At 70.2% G+C, this 22,609-nt stretch carries 21 protein-coding genes, 2 pseudogenes and 2 riboswitches; of the genes and pseudogenes, 16 read left to right on the forward strand and 7 right to left on the reverse strand.

Annotated elements, in window-relative coordinates:
* Positions 1-12: 12 nt before the first annotated feature.
* Positions 13-1,137 (reverse strand): glycine cleavage system aminomethyltransferase GcvT, encoded by a 1,125-nt coding sequence (gene gcvT / locus ACZ6CV_RS25730; protein ID WP_469253069.1) that lies wholly within the window; start codon positions 1,135-1,137, stop codon positions 13-15.
* A gap of 35 nt (positions 1,138-1,172) precedes the next feature.
* Positions 1,173-1,286: riboswitch (glycine riboswitch) on the reverse strand.
* A riboswitch (glycine riboswitch) is annotated at positions 1,287-1,395 on the reverse strand.
* A gap of 147 nt (positions 1,396-1,542) precedes the next feature.
* On the opposite strand from gcvT, the gene ACZ6CV_RS25735 reads away from it, so the two are divergent.
* From ACZ6CV_RS25735 to ACZ6CV_RS25775, 9 genes are all read left to right on the forward strand, one after another.
* Positions 1,543-2,247, forward strand: coding sequence for an AAA family ATPase (locus ACZ6CV_RS25735; RefSeq protein ID WP_469253233.1), 705 nt, complete (start codon positions 1,543-1,545; stop codon positions 2,245-2,247).
* A gap of 44 nt (positions 2,248-2,291) precedes the next feature.
* Positions 2,292-3,071, forward strand: coding sequence for an enhanced serine sensitivity protein SseB (locus tag ACZ6CV_RS25740; protein ID WP_469253070.1), 780 nt, complete (start codon positions 2,292-2,294; stop codon positions 3,069-3,071).
* Between the two features lie 205 nt (positions 3,072-3,276).
* Positions 3,277-4,089, forward strand: a complete 813-nt coding sequence (locus ACZ6CV_RS25745) for an enhanced serine sensitivity protein SseB C-terminal domain-containing protein (protein ID WP_469253071.1) — start codon at positions 3,277-3,279, stop codon at positions 4,087-4,089.
* A 308-nt stretch (positions 4,090-4,397) separates the two neighbouring features.
* Positions 4,398-5,402 carry an ABC transporter permease gene (locus tag ACZ6CV_RS25750; protein WP_362373856.1) on the forward strand — a complete coding sequence of 335 codons (1,005 nt, stop codon included), beginning with the start codon at positions 4,398-4,400 and terminating at the stop codon, positions 5,400-5,402.
* A 101-nt stretch (positions 5,403-5,503) separates the two neighbouring features.
* Complete coding sequence (locus ACZ6CV_RS25755; protein ID WP_469253072.1) at positions 5,504-7,258, forward strand: ABC transporter substrate-binding protein; 1,755 nt, start codon at positions 5,504-5,506, stop codon at positions 7,256-7,258.
* Between the two features lie 132 nt (positions 7,259-7,390).
* Positions 7,391-8,392 (forward strand): ABC transporter permease, encoded by a 1,002-nt coding sequence (locus ACZ6CV_RS25760; protein WP_362373859.1) that lies wholly within the window; start codon positions 7,391-7,393, stop codon positions 8,390-8,392.
* Positions 8,389-9,486: an ABC transporter ATP-binding protein gene (locus ACZ6CV_RS25765; RefSeq protein ID WP_469253073.1), complete on the forward strand. Its 1,098-nt coding sequence runs from the start codon at positions 8,389-8,391 to the stop codon at positions 9,484-9,486. Before ACZ6CV_RS25760 ends, ACZ6CV_RS25765 begins: the two co-directional genes overlap by 4 nt.
* 23 nt (positions 9,487-9,509) lie before the next feature.
* The gene (locus tag ACZ6CV_RS25770) at positions 9,510-10,751 is read left to right on the forward strand and encodes an ABC transporter ATP-binding protein (protein ID WP_469253234.1); all 1,242 of its coding nucleotides are present in this window, start codon (positions 9,510-9,512) and stop codon (positions 10,749-10,751) included.
* Positions 10,752-10,876: 125 nt separating this feature from the next.
* On the forward strand, positions 10,877-12,274 hold the full coding sequence (locus ACZ6CV_RS25775; RefSeq protein ID WP_469253074.1) for a M1 family metallopeptidase: 1,398 nt from the start codon (positions 10,877-10,879) through the stop codon (positions 12,272-12,274).
* On the opposite strand, the gene ACZ6CV_RS25780 is transcribed toward ACZ6CV_RS25775, so the two are convergent.
* Positions 12,240-12,449 (reverse strand): hypothetical protein, encoded by a 210-nt coding sequence (locus ACZ6CV_RS25780; RefSeq protein ID WP_469253235.1) that lies wholly within the window; start codon positions 12,447-12,449, stop codon positions 12,240-12,242. The genes ACZ6CV_RS25775 and ACZ6CV_RS25780 overlap by 35 nt on opposite strands.
* A 185-nt stretch (positions 12,450-12,634) precedes the next feature.
* Here ACZ6CV_RS25780 and ACZ6CV_RS25785 point away from each other — a divergent pair, with 185 nt between their 5' ends.
* From ACZ6CV_RS25785 to ACZ6CV_RS25795, 3 genes and pseudogenes are all read left to right on the forward strand, one after another.
* Positions 12,635-13,309, forward strand: a complete 675-nt coding sequence (locus ACZ6CV_RS25785; RefSeq protein ID WP_362373864.1) for a trimeric intracellular cation channel family protein — start codon at positions 12,635-12,637, stop codon at positions 13,307-13,309.
* A gap of 67 nt (positions 13,310-13,376) precedes the next feature.
* Positions 13,377-14,264 (forward strand): thioesterase family protein, encoded by an 888-nt coding sequence (locus tag ACZ6CV_RS25790; protein WP_469253075.1) that lies wholly within the window; start codon positions 13,377-13,379, stop codon positions 14,262-14,264.
* A gap of 22 nt (positions 14,265-14,286) precedes the next feature.
* Positions 14,287-15,054, forward strand: a pseudogene (locus ACZ6CV_RS25795) (IS5 family transposase).
* 321 nt (positions 15,055-15,375) lie between these two features.
* Here ACZ6CV_RS25795 and ACZ6CV_RS25800 read toward each other — a convergent pair.
* The 4 genes and pseudogenes from ACZ6CV_RS25800 to ACZ6CV_RS25815 all read right to left on the reverse strand — a co-directional run bounded on the left by ACZ6CV_RS25800 (position 15,376) and on the right by ACZ6CV_RS25815 (position 18,760).
* Positions 15,376-16,191 (reverse strand): hypothetical protein, encoded by an 816-nt coding sequence (locus tag ACZ6CV_RS25800; protein WP_469253076.1) that lies wholly within the window; start codon positions 16,189-16,191, stop codon positions 15,376-15,378.
* A gap of 411 nt (positions 16,192-16,602) precedes the next feature.
* Positions 16,603-17,125 (reverse strand): annotated as a pseudogene (locus tag ACZ6CV_RS25805) (transposase); the annotation flags it as partial.
* A 63-nt stretch (positions 17,126-17,188) separates the two neighbouring features.
* Entirely contained in the window at positions 17,189-18,034 is an 846-nt protein-coding gene (locus ACZ6CV_RS25810; RefSeq protein ID WP_469253077.1) for an alpha/beta fold hydrolase, read from the reverse strand.
* 93 nt (positions 18,035-18,127) lie between these two features.
* A complete protein-coding gene (locus ACZ6CV_RS25815; RefSeq protein ID WP_469253078.1) occupies positions 18,128-18,760 on the reverse strand; it encodes a TetR family transcriptional regulator in 633 nt (210 codons plus the stop codon).
* A gap of 112 nt (positions 18,761-18,872) precedes the next feature.
* On the opposite strand from ACZ6CV_RS25815, the gene ACZ6CV_RS25820 reads away from it, so the two are divergent.
* From ACZ6CV_RS25820 to ACZ6CV_RS25830, 3 genes are read left to right on the forward strand one after another with little or no spacing between them, the layout of a single operon-like run.
* A complete protein-coding gene (locus ACZ6CV_RS25820) occupies positions 18,873-19,025 on the forward strand; it encodes a hypothetical protein (RefSeq protein WP_355816389.1) in 153 nt (50 codons plus the stop codon).
* Between the two features lie 59 nt (positions 19,026-19,084).
* Positions 19,085-19,411, forward strand: coding sequence for a hypothetical protein (locus ACZ6CV_RS25825; protein ID WP_469253079.1), 327 nt, complete (start codon positions 19,085-19,087; stop codon positions 19,409-19,411).
* Between the two features lie 48 nt (positions 19,412-19,459).
* Entirely contained in the window at positions 19,460-20,629 is a 1,170-nt protein-coding gene (locus ACZ6CV_RS25830; protein ID WP_469253080.1) for a cysteine desulfurase family protein, read from the forward strand.
* Positions 20,630-20,651: 22 nt separating this feature from the next.
* Here the strand turns inward: ACZ6CV_RS25830 and ACZ6CV_RS25835 are convergent, their stop codons facing one another.
* The gene (locus tag ACZ6CV_RS25835) at positions 20,652-21,359 is read right to left on the reverse strand and encodes an N-acetylmuramoyl-L-alanine amidase (RefSeq protein ID WP_469253081.1); all 708 of its coding nucleotides are present in this window, start codon (positions 21,357-21,359) and stop codon (positions 20,652-20,654) included.
* Between the two features lie 67 nt (positions 21,360-21,426).
* On the opposite strand from ACZ6CV_RS25835, the gene mnmA reads away from it, so the two are divergent.
* The gene (gene mnmA / locus ACZ6CV_RS25840; protein WP_469253236.1) at positions 21,427-22,557 is read left to right on the forward strand and encodes a tRNA 2-thiouridine(34) synthase MnmA; all 1,131 of its coding nucleotides are present in this window, start codon (positions 21,427-21,429) and stop codon (positions 22,555-22,557) included.
* Positions 22,558-22,609: the final 52 nt, after the last annotated feature.

Consider the following 22,609-nt stretch of genomic DNA (forward strand, 5'->3'; position numbering starts at 1 on the left):
GCACACTGGGCGTCACTTCTGGCGCTTGTAGAACGGCAGGGCCACGACCTCGTACGGCTCGTGGGTGCCGCGGATGTCCACGCCGACGCCCTGGGTGCCCGGGGCGGCGTGCTCGGCGTCGACGTACGCCATGGCGATCGGCTTGCCCAGCGTCGGGGACGGGGCGCCCGAGGTGACCTCGCCGATCACCTTGCCGTCGGCGACCACCGGGAAACCGGCGCGCGGCACCCGGCGGCCCTCGGCGACCAGGCCCACGAGCTTGCGCGGCGGTGCGGTCTCGGCGCGCTCGGCGGCGGCCGCGAGGGCGGCGCGGCCCACGAAGCTCTCCGACTGCGAGGTCTTCTCGAACTTCACGACCCGGCCGAGTCCGGCGTCGAACGGCGTCAGCCCGGCGGTCAGCTCGTGCCCGTACAGCGGCATGCCCGCCTCCAGGCGCAGCGTGTCCCGGCAGGAGAGGCCGGCCGGGACCAGGCCGACGGGGGTGCCCGCATCGAGCAGCGCGCCCCACAGCTTCTCCGCGTCGCCGGGGGAGACGAAGAGCTCGAAGCCGTCCTCGCCGGTGTAGCCGGTACGGGCGATGAGGGCGGGCACGCCCGCGACGGTGCCCGGCAGGCCCGCGTAGTACTTCAGACCGTCCAGGTCGGCGTCGGTGAGCTGCTTGAGGATGCCGGAGGACTCCGGGCCCTGGACGGCCAGCAGCGCGTACGCGTCCCGGTCGTCGCGGACCTCGGCGTCGAAGCCGTCGGCGCGGGCGGTCAGCGCGTCGAGCACGACCTGCGCGTTGGAGGCGTTGGCGACCACCATGTACTCGGTCTCGCCGAGCCGGTAGACGATCAGGTCGTCCAGGATTCCGCCGTCCTCGGCGACGATCATGGTGTAGCGGGCGCGGCCGACGCCGACCGAGCCGATGTTGCCGACCAGCGCGAAGTTCAGGAAGTCGGCGGCCTCGGCGCCGGTGACGGTGATCTCGCCCATGTGGGAGAGGTCGAAGAGGCCGGCCTTGGTGCGCACGGCGTTGTGCTCGTCGCGCTCGCTGGCGTACCGCAGCGGCATGTCCCAGCCCGCGAAATCGGTCATGGTCGCACCGAGGAGGCGATGTACGGCGTCGAGGGCGGTCAGACGGGGGGCAGTGCTCATGAAGGGAACTCCCAGGGCATGACGGGCGAGGTCGATCCTCCCCATCTGTCATCGGAACCTGAGAGGTTCGCCGCAGGCGTCTCGACATCCGAGACGTACGGCTTGCACCTTGGGTGGGACCGCCGGGGCGGCCCGCTTTTCAGATGTGCCTCGCCCGCGCGGTACGGGGCCTGAGAGATTCAAGGGAGGGACTTGCTCCTTCGGCGCCCCGGACGACACAGCACCTGCTGGTCCCGGAGACTCTCCCGCGCGGATTCAAACGGCCGGTATGGAGTTGGCGGGCTCATCATTGCACGCGACCCTGTCCAGGGGGACCCGTGACCGGCAGCGGATCGCGCGGCCCGCGCACGGTTGTGCCGCATTACCTTCTCTTTACACTTGACGGGGAAGCAGTACGTGACCGCTATGGGGAGGCCGATCACGGTGCGCAGCAGGACAGGCGTCTTCGCTCCAACCACGGGGGTGGCGCTGCCCAAGCAGGTCGCCGCCCCGGCCCGGGAGAGCTGCGGCCCGCTCCCCGTGGCCGTCGTCCGCGACCTGCGCCGGCGCTCCGGCCACAGCCCGCACCGCCTCACCTTCGGCGCGGGCGACCTGGTCGTCGTCTCCGGGCTGCCCGGTGGCGGGAAGTCGACCCTCATGCGGCAGGCCGTCACCGGCCCGCGCATCGACTCCCAGGACACCCGCGACCGCTGGGCCGGCCGCATGCCCCGCCTCCTCCCGTACGTGATCTACCGCCCCCTGGTCCGCCTCGCGCACTACGCGGGACTGCGCCGCCACCTGCGCTCCGGGGCGAGCGTCGTGGTGCACGACTGCGGCACCCAGCCGTGGGTGCGCCGCTGGCTCGCCCGCGAGGCGGGCCGGCGCGGCGCCGTCCTGCACCTGCTGCTGCTCGACGTGCCGGTGGACACGGCGCTCGCGGGCCAGCGCGAGCGCGGCCGCGGCGTCTCCCGGTACGCCTTCGCGCGCCACCGCAGGACGGTCGGCCGGCTCGTCGACGCCGCCGAGCGCGGCGACCTGCCGCGCGGCTGCGGCTCGGCGGTGCTCCTGGACCGGGCGGCGGCGCAGGTCCTGCGGGGGATCGCCTTCGACGGCCGACCCGCCCGGCGTTAGGGTTCGAGCCGCAGGCAGAGCGGTCGCGAGCAGGGGTTGGACAGATGGACTTTCCGGCGCAGGCACAAGCCCATCCGTACGCGGGTTGGCCGGGCAACGAGCTGGAGGAGGTCCTCGCGGCCTCCCTCGGCGCCGCCGAATCGGCGGGCGGCCGGATCGTGGAGGTCCTCGGCCGCAGCGCGATATGGATCCCGCTGCCGAACGGCGGCGGTCCCGACAGCGGCACCCTCGACCTGCCGACGCTGGAGATCGAGGGCCAGGCGTACGTCCCCGTCTTCACCTCCGAGCAGCAGTTCCGCCAGGCGCTCGGCGCCGCCGCCGACCGCATGGGGTGCACCGTGGCGCCCGCCGTGGAGTTCGCCCGCGGCCTGCCCCCGCAGCTGGGCATCGCACTCAACCCGGACGGCACCGTCGGCGCCCCGCTGCCGCCGGCCGCCGTCGCCGAGCTCTGCAGGGCCGGCCGCTCCGCGCTGGACGGCCCCGCCACCGGCGGCCGCGTGCGGCTCTACGAACCGGACTGGCAGGAGGAGCCGGTGGACTTCCTGGCCGCCGCGGGCCGCGAGTTCGAGGCGAGCGGGGTCGTGCTCACCGCGCGCCGCTGCCTGGCGGACGTCGAGACCGACGACCCGACCCTCTTCGTCGGCGTCGAACTCGCCACCTGGGAGGGCAACGCCCGCGACCTGCCCATGGAGGCGCTCGGCCGCGCCCTCGGGCAGGCCCCGGTCCCGTGGGCGGTGAACCTCGTGCTGCTCGACGTGGCGCAGGACCCGGTGGGGGACTGGCTGCGGGCCCGGGTGCGGCCCTTCTATCAGCGCGTCGGCTGAGGCCGGGCGGCGCGCCGGGGCCGAAAGCGGCGGGCCGGGCCACGGGCGCCGTACGACGGGACCCGAGGTGTCGTACGTCAAGTCCGCGCCGGGATCGCCGCTTAAGCTGGTTCCATGACCCGGTCGGGGCACCTGCGTGCCCGGACGGCGGGGTGCACGGTTCGGTTGTCGGGCAGTCGGGTGCGAAGCGAAGGGGCGGTTACGGGTGAGTGCGTCGGGCACGGCCGCGGACGATGGGGCCTCCCCTGCTCGAGCGGAGTCGCGGGCTCCGGGGAAGGTCGAGCAGCTGCTGCGCCAGGTGACCCCGGGGCGCTACGACGCCTACGAGGCGCTGCTCCGCGCCCTCGCCGCCGACCAGGTGTGGATGCTGCTCTGGCACGGCCAGGCCGGATCCCCCGACGCCCAGTACGGCAACATGGAGGTCGAAGGCCTCGGCTACGCCCCCTGTGTGACCTCCGCCCAGGAGCTCTCCGCCAGTGGCTGGAACCGCAGTTACGAGGTGGTGCGCGGCACCGACGTCGCCCGCACCCTCTACCCCGACCACTACGGCCTCTGGCTCAACCCGCACGCGCCGGGCGGCGGCGTCGGCATCCCGTGGCTGGATCTGCGCCGTATCGCCACCGGCCTCGACCTGCTGCCCGCGGGACCCCTCCGGCTCACCGAACCGAGCATCGAGATCCCGCAGTTCTACGCGCTCCTGACGCAGAACGCGCACCGCACCCCGGTGATCCGCTCGCTGCGCCGCGCCTGGGTGCAGCCCGCGCTCGGGGCGCCGTATCTGGCCATCGGCCTCGACGTGTACGACACCTCGCCGCCGTCCGTCGACGCCGTGCGGACGATGATGCAGCAGTCGATTCCGGCCGTCCCCGAGGGCCTGCCGGTCTCCACGGTCGCGATGTCCGACGAGGACGACCCGGTCACCATGTGGCTCCGCGCCAACGCCCGCCCCTTCTACGACCGCGAGGCACAGCCCGCCCCCGCGCCGGCCGGCGGCTACGGCTACCCGGCGCAGTACTAGCGCCGCTGAGCAGCGCCGACCGCTGTGATGTCCGTTGTAGTGCTGGTGGGGCCCTATGGGCAGGCGTGACGGCTTGCGCCCCAACTGCCCCGTGTTCGCCCCTCGTTCACTGACGTCCGGATAACGGAACACCTCGATCAGCATCACGGTTGCGCATCCTTTCCCCGTCAAGTCTGGTAACAGATCGCGACGTGGATGAAGACTCCCGCTCCAAGGGGCCTTCGCCCCATGTGTACGACGGACTGATCACGTCGCTACAGCGGCAAGTGCGGGCCGGTCACCACCGGTTGAGAGGGGTCCCTGCCACGATGACGGCACCATTGCATGACACACCTGCGGACGCGGATCCGACCGAGGACGTCGCCCCCGCAGTTGATGCAGGGGTGAAGAAGGTCGAGGGTCGGTCCCTCAAGCAGATCGCCTGGAACCGCCTGAAGCGGGACAAGGTCGCCCTGGCCGGCGGCATCACGGTGCTGGTCCTGGTGCTCGTCGCCGTCTTCGCGCCTTTGATCGTGAGCCTGCTCGGCCACCCGCCCAACGACTTCCACCAGGACAAGCTGGACGAGCTGACCGGTCTTCCCACCGGCTCGCTCGGCGGCGTGAGCGGCGACTTCCTCTTCGGCGTCGAGCCCAACAAGGGCCGCGACGTCTTCAGCCGCATCGTCTACGGAGCGCGGATCTCGCTCCTGGTGGCGTTCCTCGCGGCCATCGTCGCGGTGGCCCTCGGCACCCTCTTCGGGATCATCGCCGGTTACTTCGGCGGCTGGGTCGACGCGCTGATCAGCCGCGTGATGGACGTCCTGCTCTCGTTCCCGCAGCTGCTCTTCATCATCTCGCTGGTCTCCGTGCTCCCCGACGACCTGCTGGGCCTGGAGGGCACCAGCGTGCGCGTCGCGATCCTCGTCATGGTCATCGGCTTCTTCGGCTGGCCGTACGTCGGCCGCATCGTCCGCGGCCAGACCCTCTCGCTCCGTGAGCGCGAGTACGTGGAGGCGGCCCGCAGCCTCGGCGGCGGCAAGCGCCACATCCTGTTCCGCGAACTGCTGCCCAACCTGGTCGCGCCCATCACCGTCTACGCGACGCTGATGATCCCGACCAACATCCTCACGGAGGCGGCCCTCAGCTTCCTCGGCGCCGGCGTCAAGCCGCCGACGGCCTCCTGGGGCGGCATGCTGCGCGACGCGCTCAAGACGTACGAGCACGACCCGATGTTCATGGTCTTCCCGGGCGTCACGATCTTCATCACCGTGCTGGCCTTCAACCTCTTCGGCGACGGGCTGCGGGACGCGCTCGACCCGAAGGGGACGCGCTAGAAGGTCCCAATTGGCTTGCCCCTGCCGCATGTCAGGTGGCTTTAACCATGGTTCTCCGGCAGCACTAGGCCAGGGACCGCGATCTCGGAGGTTACGAGAAAATGCCCACAGGTTCCACGAAACGACGGCTCACCAGCGGTGCGGCCCTCGTCGTCGCGGCGCTGGTGACCACCACGGCGTGCGGCGGCGGTGACGGTGGCGACAGCGACTCGAAGGGTGCCGGCTACAACGCGGCGCTGAACAAGATCGCCAACCCCTCCAAGAAGAAGGGGGGCACGCTGAAGATGGTCGGCAAGCAGGACCTCGACTCCGCCGACCCCCAGCGTGCCTACTACGGCATGACGTGGGACTTCATGCGCTTCTACACCCGGCAGCTGGTGACCTACGACACCAAGCCGGGCAAGGCGGGCACGAAGCTGGTCCCGGACCTCGCCACCTCCACCGCGAAGATCTCCGACGACGGCAAGACCTACACGTACAAGCTGCGTTCCGGTCTCACCTGGGAGGACGGCTCCAAGCTGACCTCCAAGGACATCAAGTACGGCATCGAGCGCACCTGGGCGACGGACACCATCACCGGTGGTCCCGGCTACATCCGCCAGACGCTCGACCCCAAGGGCAAGTACAAGGGCCCCTACAAGGACAAGGGCGGCCTCGACGCGATCGAGACCCCCGACGACCAGACGATCATCTTCAAGCTGCCCAAGCGCAACGGCGACTTCGAGCAGTTCCTGGCCATGCCCACCGGCTCGCCGGTGAAGGAGGCCAAGGACACCAAGGCCAAGTACACCCAGCGACCGTTCTCCGCGGGCCCTTACAAGTTCAAGGAGTACAAGTCCAACAAGAAGATCGTGCTGGTCCGCAACGACAAGTGGCAGAAGTCCTCGGACCCGATCCGCGCGGCCCTGCCCGACGTCATCGACGTGACGATCTCCGCCAACCAGGAGGAGAACGACAAGAAGCTGATGGAGGGTGACTTCGACGTCGACCTCAACGGCACGGGCATGACCCAGTCCGGCCGCGTCAGCGCCGTCACCGACCACCGCGCCAATGTCGACAACATGCACACGTCCTTCGTGCGCTACGTCGCGCTGATCCACAACGCCAAGCCGTTCGACAACGTGCACTGCCGCAAGGCCGTGTTCTACGCGACCGACTTCGCGAGCCTGCAGCAGACCCGCGGCGGCAAGGTCGCGGCCGGCGACATCGCCAACAGCACCTTCCCCGTGGCGATCCCGGGCTACAGCAAGTACGACCCGTACGGCGTCCTCGCGCGCAAGGGCAAGCCGGACGTCGCCAAGGCCAAGGACGAGCTGAAGCAGTGCGACAAGCCGAACGGCTTCACCACCAAGCTCACCGCCCGCAGCAACAACCCGGGTGAGGTCGACGCGGCCGAGGCGCTGCAGGAGGCGCTGAAGAAGGTCAACATCAACGTCCAGGTCGACTCCCTCGACGGCGCCGACACCTCCAGCATCACCGGCTCGCCGTCCGTCGTGAAGAAGCGCGGCTACGGCATGACGATGAGCGGCTGGGGCCCGGACTTCCCGTCCGGCCAGGGCTACGCGCAGCCGCTGTTCGACAGCCGCTTCCTGAACCCGACCGGCAACTACAACGAGTCGCAGATCAAGGACAAGAAGGTCGACGCCCTCTTCGACAAGGCCATCTCGAAGACCGACCCGGCCGAGGCCGGCGAGGTCTACAAGAAGCTCGACAAGAAGATCCTCGACCAGGCCGACTGGATGCCCTTCCTCTACGAGAAGAACATCACCTGGCGCGGGTCGCGGCTGACCAACGCCTACATGTCCGACGGCTACAACGGCCGTTACGACTACGCCTCGCTCGGCGTCAAGAAGTAACACCCGCCCGGGCACCCGCAGTTGATCGTCCCACCGCCGCCGAATCCCGCCAGTCCGAAGGGCAGGTGATGGCCCCGGGCGGTGGCCGGAGCTCCTCACAAGGGGGCTCCGGCCACCGCCGGGCCGCGCACAGTGCTTGCTTATCTCATCCGGCGCCTGATCGCCGTAATCATCATGGTGCTGGTCGTACTGCTCGCGACCTTCACCGTCTTCTTCATGCTGCCCAAGTGGGCGGGACAGGACATCGCCGTCCTCTTCGCCGGCAAGGCCACCGGAGCCGAGCAGATCGAAGGCATCCGGACCAAACTGGGACTCGACGACCCGCTGCTCGTCCAGTTCTGGGAGTTCATCAAGGGCATCCCGATGGGCCGCGACTACGTCAACGGCAGTGACGTCACGCACTGCCCGGCGCCCTGCTTCGGCTACTCCTTCCGCACCGAGGCGCCCGTCTGGGAGACCCTCAAGGACGCGCTGCCCGTCACCGGCGCGCTCGCCGCGGGCGCCTGCGTCCTGTGGCTCGCCGCGGGTGTCGCCACCGGTGTGGTCTCCGCCCTCAAGCGGGGTTCCATCTGGGACCGCTCCGCGATGACCGTCGCCCTCGGCGGCGTCTCGCTCCCCGTCTTCTTCACCGGCATGATCGCGATGGGCATCTTCGTCCACAACCTCGGCTGGGTGAAGATCGCGGACAGCCTCAGTACCGACGACTCGGCAGGGGTCTGGCTCCAGACACTGATCCTGCCGTGGATCGTGCTCGCCTTCCTCAACGCCGCGATGTACGCCCGTCTCACCCGCGCCACCATGCTCGAAGTGCTCGGCGAGGACTACATCCGCACCGCGCGCGCCAAGGGGCTCGGCGAGGCCACCGTCATCCGCAGGCACGCGCTGCGCTCCGCGATGACGCCGATCCTCACCGTCTTCGGACTCGACCTCGGCGTCCTGATGGGCGGCGCCGTGCTCACCGAGTCCACGTTCAACCTGCCGGGGCTCGGCCTCGAAGCGGTCAGGGCCATCAGCAGCAAGGACCTGCCCGTGATTCTCGGCGTGACCCTGTGCGCGGCGCTCGCGATCGCCGTGGCCAACCTCGTCGTCGACCTTATGTACGCCGTCATCGACCCGCGAGTGAGGCTGGGATGACCGAACTGTCCAAGAGCGGAGCCGCGGTGGGCGAGCCCGTCGCCGCCGCGGCCGCTCCCTCCGCCTTCCTCGAGGTGCGCGACCTCAAGGTGCACTTCCCGACCGACGACGGTGTGGTCAAGTCCGTCGACGGGCTCAGCTTCCAGCTGGAGAAGGGCAAGACCCTCGGCATCGTGGGTGAGTCCGGCTCCGGCAAGTCGGTGACCTCGCTGGGCATCCTCGGGCTGCACACCGCCGGGCAGTACGGCGCCCGCAAGGCGCAGATCTCCGGTGAGATCTGGCTGGACGGCAAGGAGCTGCTCGGCGCCCCGGCGGACGAGGTGCGCAGGCTGCGCGGCCGCGAGATGGCGATGATCTTCCAGGACCCGCTCTCCGCGCTGCACCCGTATTACTCCATCGGCAAGCAGATCACCGAGGCGTACCGGGTCCACAACGACGTCGACAAGAAGACCGCCCGCAGGCGCGCCATCGAGATGCTCGACCGCGTGGGCATCCCGCAGCCGGACAAGCGGGTGGACTCCTACCCGCACGAGTTCTCCGGCGGCATGCGCCAGCGCGCGATGATCGCCATGGCGCTCGTGAACAACCCCGAGCTGCTCATCGCGGACGAGCCGACCACCGCCCTCGACGTGACCGTCCAGGCGCAGATCCTCGACCTCATCCGGGATCTGCAGAAGGAGTTCGGCTCCGCCGTCATCATGATCACGCACGACCTGGGCGTCGTCGCCGAGATGGCCGACGAGCTCCTGGTCATGTACGGCGGCCGGTGCGTCGAGCGCGGCACCGCCGAGCGGGTCTTCTACGAGCCGCAGCACCCCTACACCTGGGGCCTGCTGGGCTCGATGCCGCGCATCGACCGCGAGGAGACCGAGCGGCTCATCCCGGTCAAGGGCTCCCCGCCCAGCCTGATCAACCTGCCGAGCGGCTGCGCCTTCAACCCGCGCTGCCCCTACGCGGACATCCCCAAGGACCAGATCACCCGGCGCGAGCGTCCGGAGCTGCGGCTCGTGGCCGAGGGGCACTACTCGGCCTGCCACATGTCGCAGGACGAGCGCACCCGGATCTGGACCGAAGAGATTGCGCCGAAGCTGTGAACGATGACGTGAAGGGCCAGGAGATGACGATCCCGGCGCAGACGAAGAGCTCGCCCGAGCCGCTGCTCAAGGTCGACGGCCTGGTGAAGCACTTCCCCATCAAGAAGGGGCTGCTCCAGCGCCAGGTGGCGGCCGTGCAGGCGGTCGACGGGCTCTCCTTCGACGTACGCCCCGGTGAGACGCTCGGCGTGGTCGGCGAGTCCGGCTGCGGCAAGTCGACGATGGGCCGGCTGATCACCCGGTTGCTCGAACCGACCAGCGGCCGCGTGGAGTTCGAGGGCACGGACATCACGCATCTGAACACCGCACGGATGCGGCCGTTCCGCCGCGACGTGCAGATGATCTTCCAGGACCCGTACTCGTCGCTGAACCCCCGGCACACCATCGGCACCATCGTCGGCATGCCCTTCCAGCTCCAGGGCGTCAAGCCCGAGGGCGGCGTGAAGAAGACCGTGCAGGAGATGCTGGAGCGCGTCGGGCTCAGCCCCGAGCACTACAACCGCTATCCGCACGAGTTCTCCGGCGGCCAGCGCCAGCGCATCGGCATCGCGCGGGCGCTCGCCCTGCGGCCCAAGCTGGTCGTGGCGGACGAGCCGGTCTCCGCGCTCGACGTGTCCATCCAGGCCCAGGTGGTCAACCTCCTGGACGACCTGCAGGACGAGCTCGGTCTCACGTACGTGATCATCGCGCACGACCTGTCGGTCATCCGGCACGTCTCGGACCGCATCGCGGTGATGTACCTCGGCAAGATCGTGGAGCTGGCGGACCGCAAGGACCTCTACTCCACGCCGATGCACCCGTACACCAAGGCGCTGCTCTCCGCGGTGCCGGTGCCGGACCCGAGGCGGCGCGGCGTCAAGAGCGAGCGCATCCTGCTGCGCGGCGACGTCCCCTCGCCGATCGACCCGCCCACCGGCTGCCGCTTCCACACGCGGTGCTGGAAGGCGACGCAGGTCTGCAAGACGAAGGAGCCGCCGCTGGTGGCGCTCGCCGGCGGGCACCAGGTGGCCTGCCACCACCCGGAGAACGCCGCGGACCAGGCGCCCGAGGACACCGAGCTGCTCTCGGTGGCCAAGGAGGCGATCGAGGTGGTGACGGTGACGCCGAAGGCGACGGAGACGCCGGCGAAGGCGGAGCCCGCGAAGGCGGAGCCCGCGAAGGCGGAGCCGAAGCCTGCCGTCACGAAGAAGCCTGCCGTCACGAAGACCGAGGCTCCCGAGGCCGACGCCGCGAAGGGCGAGGGCCAGAAGTCGACTGAGTCGTAAGTCAAGTTGACCCGGGCGAAGTACGCGCCCCAGGTCATGTACATGCCCCAGCGGGAGAGTGCAGAGTCTCCGTGTCCGTCGCCACGGACACGGACCCCATCGGAACGCGTTCGAAGGGAAGACTCATGGCACTCTCCCGTTCGGCACGTCTGGGCACGCTCGCCACCGCGGCGCTCTCGTTCTGTCTCATCGCCGCCGCCCCCGCGCCCCACCCCGGCGCCGACGGCATCGGCGACCCGTACTTCCCGCAGCTCGGCAACGGCGGCTTCGACGTACGCCATTACGGTCTCGACGTCGCGTACGACCCCGGCACCGACCGCCTCGACGGCCGCACCACGATCACCGCGCGCGCCACCCAGAACCTGACCTCCTTCGACCTGGACCTGCAGAAGCTCACGGTCACCCGGATCGAAGTGAACGGCAGACGCGCGCGGTTCACCCGCGCCGGCGACGAGATCCGCATCACGCCGCGCGAGGCCCTGCGCGAGAACAAGACCTTCACGGTGACGGTCACCTACGGCGGCGTGCCCGAACCGCTCACCGGCCCCATCGTCTTCGGCTCCGACTACGGCTGGATGAAGACGGCCGACGGCGTCTTCGTCGCCTGCGAGCCCAACGCCGCGTCCACCTGGTTCCCGTCCAGCGACCACCCCTCCGACAAGGCCGCCTTCGACATCCGCATCACGGCGCCCAAGGGCCTCACCTCGGTCTCCAACGGCCGCCTGGTGGGCACGTACGGCAAGGGTGGACAGCGCGTCGCGCACTGGCGCTCGACCAAGCCGATGGCGACCTACCTCGCGACCGCCACCATCGGGAAGTTCGACGTGCGGACCGGGAAGACCCCGGCCGGCACGCCGATCTACGTGGCCGTCGACCCGACGCTGCCCGCCGGCGACGTCGACGTGTACGGCATCACGGCCGAGGTCACCGACCACTGGTCCGAGGTGTTCGGCCCGTACCCCTTCGAGGAGACCGGCGCGATCGTCGACGACATGCCGCAGGCCGGCTTCTCCCTGGAGACCCAGACCAAGCCGATCTACTCGGCGGTGCGCTCGGAGGGCACGATCGTGCACGAGCTGACCCACCAGTGGTTCGGCGACGCCGTCTCGCCCAGCCGGTGGAAGGACATCTGGCTCAACGAGGGCTTCGCGACGTACGGGCCCTGGCTGTGGGGCGAGCACAAGGGGCGCGGCTCGGCGCACGACGCCTTCCGGGCCGCCTACGACTCCCGCCCCGCCGACTCCGCGTTCTGGCAGACCGTCGTCGGCGACCCGCAGCGCGACACGATGTTCGCCTCGGCCGTCTACCAGCGCGGCGCGATGACCCTGCAGGTCCTCAGGGAGCGCATCGGCGACAAGGACTTCTTCAGGCTGCTGCGCACCTGGGTGAAGGAGCACCGGTACGGCGACGCGAGCACCGCCGACTTCGTCCGCCTCGCCGAGAGGATCTCCGGCGAACAGCTCGACGGGCTCTTCCGCACCTGGCTGTTCACGAAGGGGAAGCCGGCGCTTCCGGCGCGGTGATCCGCCAGCCGCCGACCTCGCGGTACCCGGAGTCGTACACGGCCTCACCGGCGCCGGGCTGCAGCTCGTAGTGCTTCAGGTTGCCGCCCCAGTACCGCAGGATCCGCCCCAGCTCGTCGGCGGCCTTCCCCTCGAAGGCCGCCTCACCCAGGTCGACCTCCAGCACGAACTTCATCTCCCGCACTCCCTCCGCCGAACGGTCCGGCCGCTCCGAACCACACTCCTTCGACTTTCTCATTGAAGTCTTTCTTGGGACTTTTCCGTGGTCGGCCCCTGGCATACGGGCCACTGGGGCCTCAAAGTCCCAACTCCGGGTGACGGTGGCGGCGGTGCCGCGCCGTGCGCGGGTAAGAATGGCGCGTGCTCCAGGATCTGTTCACCCCCTCCGTCCAGCACTCGCTCGACATCGTGGGGATCTTCGTCTTCGCGATCTCCGGCGCGCTGCTCGCCGTGCGCAAGAACTTCGACGTCTTCGGCATCGCCGTGCTCGCCGAGGTCACCGCGCTGGGCGGGGGGCTCTTCCGCGACCTGGTCATCGGGGCGGTGCCGCCGGCCGCCTTCACCGACCTCGGCTACTTCATCACCCCGCTGTTCGCGGCCGCGCTGGTCTTCTTCCTGCACCCGGAGGTGGAGCGCACCCAGCTCGCCGTGAACGTCTTCGACGCGGCCGGGCTCGGCCTGTTCTGCGTCTCGGGCACGACCAAGGCGTACGACTACGGCCTCGGCCTCACCGCGTCGGCCGCCCTCGGCCTGATGACCGCGGTGGGCGGCGGCGTGCTGCGCGACATCGTCGCCAACGAGGTGCCCTCGCTGGTCCGCTGGGACCGCGACCTGTACGCCGTGCCCGCCATCGTGGGCGCCACGATGGTCGCCCTGTGCATCGAGTTCGGCGTCCTCACGGCCTTCACCAGCGGCTTCGCCGCCGTGACCGCGTTCGTCCTGCGGCTCCTCGCGCTGCACTACCACTGGCGGGCCCCACGCGCCTGGAACCGGCGGTCCACCGCGGTGGAGGCGGAGGCGAAGGAGACGCCGTAGCGGTGGCCGAAGGGTGGGTGGGCAGAAAAAGCTACCGCTCAGTAGTTTCCTGTTGTACGTTGCTGGCATGGCAACGGCAGCATCGGAGGCGGCGGTGTCCTCCATCCCGGGAACGGCGCACGCGACCATCGGCGACAGCGAGTTCGACCGCGACACCGCGCTCACCCGCCGGGAGCCGGGGGTCTACGACACCGAGCTCTCCGCGGGCTGGACCATCATCAACGCCGTCAACGGCGGCTATCTCCTCGCCGTGCTCGGCCGCGCGCTCGCGGACGCCCTGCCGCACGCCGACCCCTTCACCGTCTCCGCGCACTACCTCACGGCGTCGCACCCCGGCCCCGCCGTGGTCCGCACCGACGTGGTGCGCGCGGGCCGTTCGCTCTCCACCGGCCAGGCCTCGCTCTTCCAGTACGACGAGGAGGGCCGCGAGGTGGAGCGGATCCGCGTCCTCGCCTCGTACGGCGACCTCGACGCGCTGCCCGACGACGTCCGCACCACCGCGCGGCCGCCCGTCCTCCCGCCGCTCGACCAGTGCTTCGGCGCGCAAGACGCTCCGGACCACCGTCCGGTGCCCGGCAGTTCGGCCATCGCCGACCGCCTCTTCCTCAAGCTCGACCCGGCCACGCTCGGCTGGGCGCTCGGACAGCCGTCCGGCAAGGGCGAGATGCGCGGCTGGTTCGGCCTCGCGGACGGCCGCCCCGCGGACCCGCTGTCGCTGCTGCTCACCGTCGACGCGCTGCCGCCGACCGCCTTCGAGATGGGTCTCACCGGCTGGGTGCCGACCGTGGAACTGACGGTCCACGTCCGCCACCGCCCGGCCCCGGGCCCGCTGCGCGTCGCCATCACCACCCGCAACCTCGCCGGCGGCTTCCTGGAGGAGGACGCGGAGGTCTGGGACAGCGCGGACCGCCTGGTGGCCCAGTCGCGGCAACTGGCGCGGGTGCGGCTGGGCTAGGGCGTTCTTTTCAGGTCATTGGATCGTTGGTCTAGGTGTGTCGTTGACTGACGCCCATTGGGCCCGCATCGAGCCGTTGCTCTTGGACCGGACCCCTCGGCGGGGTGGGCGGTGGCGTGATCACCGGCAGGTGATCGACGCGATTGTGTTCTAGTACCGCACCGGCACGCCGTGGATGGACCTGCCCACACTTCGGCTCGTGGAAGGGCGCTCACAACCGGCTGCGGAAGTGGGCCGCCGACGGCACGTGGGAGAGGGTCCTCACCGTCCCGCTTGCGGCCCGTCAAAAGGGGCCCCGGTCGACGAGCCGGAAGACCATGCCCTCGGCCGGTCCCGCAGTGGACTGACCACGAAGATCCACCTCGTCGCGGACGGGAGCTGCCGACCGCTGGCATTCGTCGTCACGCCGGGCAAGGCCGGTGACGTACCCGCATCCGAGCACGTCATGGCCCCCTTACGGGTGCCCAGACGGATCCGCCGCCCGAGGGTCACGCCGGAAGTTGTCCTGGCCGACAAGACATATTCGTCCCGGGCGATCCGCCTCCGTCTTCGACAGCGGAGAATCCGGGTGGTGATCCCGCAGTCGGCGGCCCAGGCTGCCAACCGAAAGCGGCTCGGCGGCCGTCCACCGGCCTTCGACCGCGAGAACTACAAGCAGCGCAACACCGTCGAGCGGTGCATCAACAAGCTCAAGCGATGGCGAGGCCTGGCCACTCGCTGCGACAAGCCCGCCACCATCTACCTGGCCGGTCTGCACCTCGCCGCCATCTTCATCTGGTCGGCGAGGTGACCCAAAGGAAACGGCCTAGCGCCGGAGCCTCTTCCTGGCCCAGAGAGTCCCAATCACCATGCCAAGAGCGGCCAAATACACCGTCAGCGGACCGTCATTCGTGAGGAGCCCTGGCAAGGCGACTACCGCGACGATCAGGACCCACCCACAGCCGGCAACCGCCAGATCTGCCGAGTCCGGACGACTCGCCCGCTGCCTGTGCACCCGACTCCCTCCGATAGCACCCTCGCCTCAATGACCCACACGCTAGCAGGGCCTTTCACAGGACGTGTGGCACCAACCCAGGCCACCCACACCGCACTCGACAACCGCGCCGAGTCGTCAGGCGCAGTGAATGCCCGACGTAGCCGAGTGAACGTTGTGCCTGCCCCAATACCCGTTGCCATTGCGCAGCGTGGCGTTAGCGACGTCCGTGCGGTAGATCCACTTGGACGTCGTGAGCTTGCGGCAGGTAAAGCTCATGAGCAGCGGGAAGGTCTTGCCCTGACTATTGGTGTAGGCCTTGATGTCCTTTTCCTTCCACACGCCGAGCCCGTGATACTGCCGCAGGACGGCGGTGAAGTTGCCCTTGCCCTTCTGGGTACAGAGCATCGAGGCCTCAGCCTGTATGTGCTTGGCGCCTCCGTGCGTGAACGGCTTCGTGATGATCAGCTGGCAGCTGGGCTTGGCGCGAAGTGCCATGGCAGAAGCGACAGTGATACGGCCCGGCTGCTGGGCATCGACGGCGGTCGCCCACTCCGTGAGTTCTTCCACGGTGAACGGAGCAGCCCCGGTGGCGCCGGGCGCCGACCACGTCGTCAACTGGCCAGTCTTGGAAAGCGTGGCCACCATGATTCCATCGCCGCCCTGGGCGGTCATGAGCTGGTCTCCATTAGGGAGCGTAGTGCGGTGCGTCATATCCCCCTCAGAGGCGATGACGGACTCGGGCACATCTCCCTTCACCGTCACCCGGGTGACGATCAGAGGATGGGCGTAGTCCTTGTCGCCCATGGTGAACCGCAGCGTCTGACCGATCTCTTCGTATTCCTCCTTGATAGGCCCTTGGTGCAGTTCGAGCCCCGAAGTGTTAACGAGCAGATCTGCGAAGGCGTCGACCTCCGCACCCTCGGCAGGGGCGGCTTCGCCCTTGGGGAGCATGGACCTGGGGTCCACCCCTCCCGCACTTGTATACGTGGCCTCATCAACGATCTGCGGACTGTCCACTGAGTCGGCGTGACTCACGGACACAGTCCCCATTGCCAGGGCAGCGGCAGCCAGCGTTACGAAGGACGCACGGCCAGCGATACGGGCACGCATAAGTTTCCCCTCAGGTGAATGGCCGGGGCGCCTTGCGTGGTGCCCCGACAGCTCCGGACCTGGTCAGGTGTCCAAAGCTGATCTTTCATCCGAGACCGTAAGCGAGATTCGCACAGCTCTGAGGACCACCAAGATCTTCTGACCGAATCAGTTCGGACCACCCCCACCGACTCACGCCTCAACAACCCCGAGCCCCCGGACGAGTTGGACACCGCACCAGTCATCCCCACATCAAAAGATTGTCTGGTTTAACTACCCAAGGGCGCTAGGCCGTTTCCTTCGGATCACCTCGCCGACCAGATGAAGATGGAGGTGGAGTCCGGCGAGGTAGTTGGTGGCGGGCTTGTCGCAGCGAGTGGCCAAACCTCGCCATTGTTTGAGCTTGTTGATGCACGGTGTTGCGGTGTTTGTAGGCGTCGCGGTCGAAGGCCAGTGGCGGTCTTGGGGTGGCCGATCCGTCGTGGTACCCGCAGGCGGGCCATGACGTGCTCGGATGCGGGTACGTCACCGGCCTTGCCCGGCGTGACGACGAATGCCAGCGGTCGGCAGCTCCCGTCCGCGACGAGGTGGATCTTCGTGGTCAGTCCACTGCGGGACCGGCCGAGGGCATGGTCTTCCGGCTCGCCGGCCGGGGCCCCTTTTGACGGGCCCTTGCGGCGTGTTGGTGCGCGCGCACGATGGCGGAGTCGACCGCGACGACTCAGTCGAGGTCACCTTCGGCGTCGGCCTGGGCAAGCAGGGCGGTGAAGACCCTCTCCCTCGTGCCGTCGGCGGCCACCCACCCATCACCCGCGTGAACAAACGTGCGGGTCAATACACCTAGTGTCTGCGGGAGACGTCAGCGTGTGAGGAAGCGGGTCAGCTCGCCCGCGAGCTCCGCGGGTGCGTCCTCCTGTACGAGGTGGCCCGCGCCCTCGATCAGCCGCAGCTCGGCGCCGGGGATCGCCGCGGCCAGCTCGTGGCCGCGCGCCACCGGGATCCAGGTGTCCTCGGCGCCCCAGCAGATCAGCACCGGCAGCCCCAACTCCCCGTACCGGCCCTGGATCTCGTCGGTGTACCGCTGGTCGTTCTGCTCGATCTGCCGGTAGAAGGCGGGCCTGCCCTCCTCGGTGCACCAGGGCGCCACCAGCCGGTCGAGCACCGCGGGGGCGAGCCCGCGGTGGCTCGCCGAGGACACGTACTCGCGCACCAGCGCCCGGTGCAGCGGCGGCGGCAGCTGCCCGAAGACGTCGGCGTGCGCGCCGAGCAGCCGGTATGTGGGGGAGCCCCAGGGGGCGAGGGCCACCGGGTCGACGAGGGCGAGGCGTTCGTACGCGGCGCCGTGCAGCAGATGGGCCCGCAGCGCGACGCAGCCGCCGAAGTCGTGGGCCACGACGGCGGGCCGGTCCAGGCCCCAGTGGCCGATGAGTTCGGCGAGCACCCGCCCCTGCGCCGCGAGCGACACGTCCTGTCCCGCCCGCATCTCCGAGACGCCGTATCCCGGCAAGTCCCATACGTACACGCGGTGTTCGCGGGAGAGCGCGCGGGCCGGCGCGCGCCACACGTACGACGAGAAGGGCGTGCCGTGGACGAGGGCGACGGGCGGGGCGTCGGCGGGGCCGAGGGCGGCCCAGCGCACGGTGCCGGTGGGGCCGGCGTAGGTCCGGTCGAGATCCCAGGAGTCGCTCACGCGTGCAGCTGTCATGACCGTGAGGCTAGTAGCTCCTTACGGGCGCGTCGAGCGTCCGGAGCGGGGTCGAGTGGCCGGGGGGCATTGGACGTCCGGGGTGGGAGCGGCTCAGTGCTCGTCCGTCCAGTGTTCGCGGCCCAGGCCCACCAGGCGCAGCTGTCTGCGGGCCACGTCGGCCACCCGTGCCTCCTCCGCCGTGCCGGGGCCCGCGTCCAGGAACGCCGACGCGGTCATCACCATGTGGTCGACGTACATTCCGGCCAGCATCAGCAGGTCGTCCTCGGACCACTCCGATGTGGGCGACTCGGCCGCGAACTGGTGCGCCACCTCCCGGGCGAACAGGGCGAGTTGGGCGCCGATCGCGTCCCGTACCGCCCGGACGCCGCCGTGCCGCTCGCGGGCGATGAAGCGGACGTGGGCGGGGTGTGCGTGGACGTATCCGGCTATCAACTCCACGGTCCCGGCGATGCGTTGCTCGCTGTCACCGGTCTCCGACGCCAGCATCGAGGTCAGCGTGGTGTGCAGGCTGCCGAGGGTGTCCTCGACCAGGGCCACGCCCAGGTCGGCGGTGTCGCGGAAGTGCCGGTAGAAGGCGGTGGGGGCGACGCCCACGGCGCGGGTGACCTCGCGCAGGCCCAGGCTGCTGAGGCTCTGCTCCTCCAGCAGCTGGAGCGCCGCTTCGAGGAGGGCCTGCCGGGTCTTCTGCTTCTGGGCCTGCCGGGTGCCGGGGGTGTGACTCATGCCATGCAGTTAACAACTGTTCTCCGAGTTTTGAAAGCCGGAGAGGGAGTACTCTCTAAGTCAGTGAACAACTGTAACCACAATCGTTCACCGAACCGAGAGAGGGATCTCCATGCTTTTCCTTGTCGCCGCCCTCCTGCTGCTGGGTGTCGCCATGGGTTCCGTGGCCCACGCCCCGCTTCCGGTCAGTCTGATCGCCGCCGTCGTCATCGGTGTGTGGCTCCTGGTCTTCGCCCTCCGCGAGCGCCACGCGCGGCACCGCTGACACCGCCGGACGCCGCTGATCCGCTCCGTACGACACCTCCACCTGTCAGGAGTCGCACCATGGAACTCACCGCAGAACGCCCCACCGAGCGCACCGCCGAGCACCCCACCGAGCGCACCGCCCAAAGCGCCCCCGAGCGCCCCACCGGCCGCCGGGACACCAACGGCATGGCCGTCGCCTCCTTCGTCCTCGGCCTGCTCGGCCTGCTGGTCCTCAACGTCTTCCTCGGCCCTGTCGCGATCGTCCTCGCGGGCATCGCGCTCTGGCGCGGCACCGCCCGCCGGGGCCGCGCGCTGCTCGGACTCGGGCTCGGCATCGCCGACCTCGTCGTGCTCGCCGTCCTCGTCTCGATGGACAACACCGTGTCCTGGGGTCTCGCAGGCTGATACCGCCGGGGCACGGGGCACCGCACGGCTCGTAGAATCGTGCGCACCATGGCCTACCTCGACCACGCAGCGACCACTCCGATGCTCCCGGAGGCGATCGCGGCGCTGACCGCCCAGATCGCCGTCACCGGCAACGCCTCCTCGCTGCACGCGGCGGGGCGGCGGGCGCGACGCACCGTCGAGGAGGCCCGCGAGTCGCTCGCCGAGTCGCTCGGCGCACGCCCCAGTGAGACCGTTTTCACCTCGGGGGGCACCGAGGCGGACAACCTCGCCGTGAAGGGCCTGTACTGGGCCCGGCGCGACGCCGAACCCGCCCGCACCCGGGTGCTCGCCAGCCCCGTCGAACACCACGCCGTCCTCGACGCCGTGCACTGGCTCGGCGAACACGAGGGCGCCACCGTCGAGTACCTGCCGGTCGACCGGCACGGCCGCGTCCACCCCGACGCGCTGCGCGAGGCCATCGAGCGCGACCCCGACGACGTCGCCCTGGCCACCGTCATGTGGGCCAACAACGAGATCGGCACCATCATGCCGATCCGCGAACTCGCCGACGTGGCCCAGGAGTTCGGCGTCCCGCTGCACGCCGACGCCGTGCAGGCCTACGGCCAGATTCCCGTCGACTTCGGCGCCTCCGGACTCGCCGCGATGACCGTTTCCGGCCACAAGATCGGCGGGCCGTACGGCATCGGCGCGCTGCTGCTCGGCCGCGAGTACAGCCCCGTACCGGTGCTGCACGGCGGTGGCCAGGAGCGGCATGTGCGCTCCGGGACGCTGGACGTGCCCGCGATCGCCGCGTTCGCCGTCGCGGGCGAGCACGCCGCGGCCCACCGCGAGCGGTTCGCCGCCGAGGTCGGCGCGCTCCGCGACGACCTGGTGGCCGCGGTCCGCTCGGCGGTCCCCGAGGCGATCCTCGGCGGCGACCCGGCGCCCGGCGGTCGGCTCCCGGCCAACGCGCACTTCACCTTCCCCGGCTGCGAGGGCGACTCGCTCCTGCTGCTCCTGGACGCGCAGGGCATCGAGTGCTCCACCGGGTCCGCGTGCACGGCGGGCATCGCCCAGCCCAGCCACGTCCTGCTCGCCACCGGCACCGACCCCGACCTGGCCCGCGGCACCCTGCGCTTCTCGCTCGGCCACACCTCGACCAAACGGGACGTCGACGCGGTGGCCGCGGCGATCGGCCCGGCGGTGGAGCGGGCGCGCTCGGCGGGGCTGAGCTAGGCCTCGCCGGGCGTCGGCTCGGCTAGGACTTGCCGGGCACCGGCTTCTTCGTGGGCCGCTCCGGGCGCTCCCGTGCCTCCCGCACCAGCCGTATGTACCGGTCCCAGTCCCAGTGCGGCCCCGGGTCGGTGTGGTCCGTGCCCGGCACCTCCACGTGGCCGACGATGTGCTTGCGGTCCACGGGGAAGTCGTACCGCCTGCATATCCCGGCGGTGAGCCGCGCCGACGCCGCGTACATCGCATCGGTGAACGAGGACTTCTTGTCGACGAACCCCTCGTGCTCGATGCCGATGCTGCGTTCGTTCCAGCTCTTGTTGCCCGCGTGGAACGCCACGTCCAGCTCGCGGATCATCTGCGCTATGTGCCCGTCCTTGCGCACCACGTAGTGCGCGGCGGCGCCGTGCGAGGGGTCCTTGAAGACGCGCAGCGCCGTGTCGTACCCACCCTGGACGACGTGGATGACCACCCGGTCGATCGGGTAGTCGTCGGGGCGGTCCGCGCGCCGCCAGTTGTAGTCCGACGCCGCGACCCACTGCACGCCGCGGGCGTCCACCTCGCCCTCCTCGCGCCGCTTGACCACGCCGGGCAGCCGCCACCACAGCCGCCCCAGCTCGTCCCTGGCGAGGAGCGCCGAGCCGGCCGCCGCCGCCGCGCCGCCGATGAGCAGGGTGCGCCGGTCGATGCCGCGCCGCCCCGGCCCCTTGCCCGCACCCTCGGTTTCTTCCCCCATGTGATCGTCAACGCTTACTCGGGGGCGTCCGGTTCCCGTTGCCCCGTACCCTGTACGGGCTATGACTTTGACCGAGACCCCGCAGCGTGCCCAGCGCCCCCTCCGTGTCCTCGCCGCCATGTCCGGCGGCGTCGACTCCGCCGTCGCCGCCGCCCGCGCCGCCGAGGCCGGGCACGACGTGACGGGAGTGCACCTCGCGCTCTCGGCGAACCCGCAGTCGTTCCGCACCGGCGCGCGGGGCTGCTGCACCATCGAGGACTCGCGCGACGCCCGCCGGGCCGCGGACGTCATCGGCATCCCGTTCTACGTGTGGGACCTCGCCGAGCGGTTCCGCGAGGACGTGGTGGAGGACTTCGTCGCCGAGTACGAGGCGGGCCGCACGCCCAACCCGTGCCTGCGCTGCAACGAGAAGATCAAGTTCGCCGCGCTGCTCGACAAGGCCCTCGCCCTCGGCTTCGACGCGGTCGTCACCGGCCACTACGCCAAGGTGATCGTCCACGAGGACGGCTCGCGCGAGCTGCACCGCGCCTCCGACATGGCCAAGGACCAGAGCTACGTCCTCGGGGTCCTGGACGACCGTCAGCTGGCCCACGCGATGTTCCCCCTGGGCGACACGGTCACCACCAAGGAGGAGATCCGCGCGGAGGCCGAGCGCCGCGGGCTCGCCGTGGCGAAGAAGCCCGACAGCCACGACATCTGCTTCATCGCCGACGGCGACACCCAGGGCTTCCTCGCCTCCCGCCTCGGCAAGGCCGAGGGCGACATCGTGGACGAGTCCGGTGCGGTCCTCGGCAGCCACGAGGGGGCGTACGGCTACACCATCGGCCAGCGCAAGGGCCTGCGCATCGGCACCCCCGCCCCGGACGGCAAGCCGCGCTACGTCCTGGACATCTCCCCGGTGAACAACACCGTGACGGTCGGCCCGGCCGCCGCCCTCGACGTGACCGGGCTGACCGCGATCAAGCCCCGCTGGTGCGGCCTCGCCCCCACCGGGCCCGGCACCTACACGGCGCAGCTGCGGGCGCACGGCGGCGAGACGGAGGTGACCGCCGAGCTCGTCGAAGGAGAGCTGCGGGTCTCCTTCGCCGAGCCCGTGCGCGGCGTCGCCCCCGGCCAGGCGATCGTGCTGTACGACGGCACGCGCGTGGTGGGCTCGGCGACGATCGCGACGACGGAGCGGGCGACGGCGGGCGTCTAGGGCCTGTCCGGCGGACGGGCCCCAGGGCCTTTCGTTCGGGTCGGGCCGGGCT

Source organism: Streptomyces sp. NPDC041713, from assembly GCF_055591085.1.

What these genes read in the sequence shown, in the direction of transcription:
- gcvT (WP_469253069.1), bottom strand. Translation starts at nt 1,137, where the DNA reads ATGAGCACTGCCCCCCGTCTGACCGCCCTCGACGCCGTACATCGCCTC.
- ACZ6CV_RS25735 (WP_469253233.1), top strand. Translation starts at nt 1,543, where the DNA reads ATGGGGAGGCCGATCACGGTGCGCAGCAGGACAGGCGTCTTCGCTCCA.
- ACZ6CV_RS25740 (WP_469253070.1), top strand. Translation starts at nt 2,292, where the DNA reads ATGGACTTTCCGGCGCAGGCACAAGCCCATCCGTACGCGGGTTGGCCG.
- ACZ6CV_RS25750 (WP_362373856.1), top strand. Translation starts at nt 4,398, where the DNA reads ATGACGGCACCATTGCATGACACACCTGCGGACGCGGATCCGACCGAG.
- ACZ6CV_RS25755 (WP_469253072.1), top strand. Translation starts at nt 5,504, where the DNA reads ATGCCCACAGGTTCCACGAAACGACGGCTCACCAGCGGTGCGGCCCTC.
- ACZ6CV_RS25765 (WP_469253073.1), top strand. Translation starts at nt 8,389, where the DNA reads ATGACCGAACTGTCCAAGAGCGGAGCCGCGGTGGGCGAGCCCGTCGCC.
- ACZ6CV_RS25770 (WP_469253234.1), top strand. Translation starts at nt 9,510, where the DNA reads ATGACGATCCCGGCGCAGACGAAGAGCTCGCCCGAGCCGCTGCTCAAG.
- ACZ6CV_RS25775 (WP_469253074.1), top strand. Translation starts at nt 10,877, where the DNA reads ATGGCACTCTCCCGTTCGGCACGTCTGGGCACGCTCGCCACCGCGGCG.
- ACZ6CV_RS25780 (WP_469253235.1), bottom strand. Translation starts at nt 12,449, where the DNA reads ATGAAGTTCGTGCTGGAGGTCGACCTGGGTGAGGCGGCCTTCGAGGGG.
- ACZ6CV_RS25790 (WP_469253075.1), top strand. Translation starts at nt 13,377, where the DNA reads ATGGCAACGGCAGCATCGGAGGCGGCGGTGTCCTCCATCCCGGGAACG.
- ACZ6CV_RS25800 (WP_469253076.1), bottom strand. Translation starts at nt 16,191, where the DNA reads ATGCTCCCCAAGGGCGAAGCCGCCCCTGCCGAGGGTGCGGAGGTCGAC.
- ACZ6CV_RS25810 (WP_469253077.1), bottom strand. Translation starts at nt 18,034, where the DNA reads ATGACAGCTGCACGCGTGAGCGACTCCTGGGATCTCGACCGGACCTAC.
- ACZ6CV_RS25815 (WP_469253078.1), bottom strand. Translation starts at nt 18,760, where the DNA reads ATGAGTCACACCCCCGGCACCCGGCAGGCCCAGAAGCAGAAGACCCGG.
- ACZ6CV_RS25820 (WP_355816389.1), top strand. Translation starts at nt 18,873, where the DNA reads ATGCTTTTCCTTGTCGCCGCCCTCCTGCTGCTGGGTGTCGCCATGGGT.
- ACZ6CV_RS25825 (WP_469253079.1), top strand. Translation starts at nt 19,085, where the DNA reads ATGGAACTCACCGCAGAACGCCCCACCGAGCGCACCGCCGAGCACCCC.
- ACZ6CV_RS25830 (WP_469253080.1), top strand. Translation starts at nt 19,460, where the DNA reads ATGGCCTACCTCGACCACGCAGCGACCACTCCGATGCTCCCGGAGGCG.
- ACZ6CV_RS25835 (WP_469253081.1), bottom strand. Translation starts at nt 21,359, where the DNA reads ATGGGGGAAGAAACCGAGGGTGCGGGCAAGGGGCCGGGGCGGCGCGGC.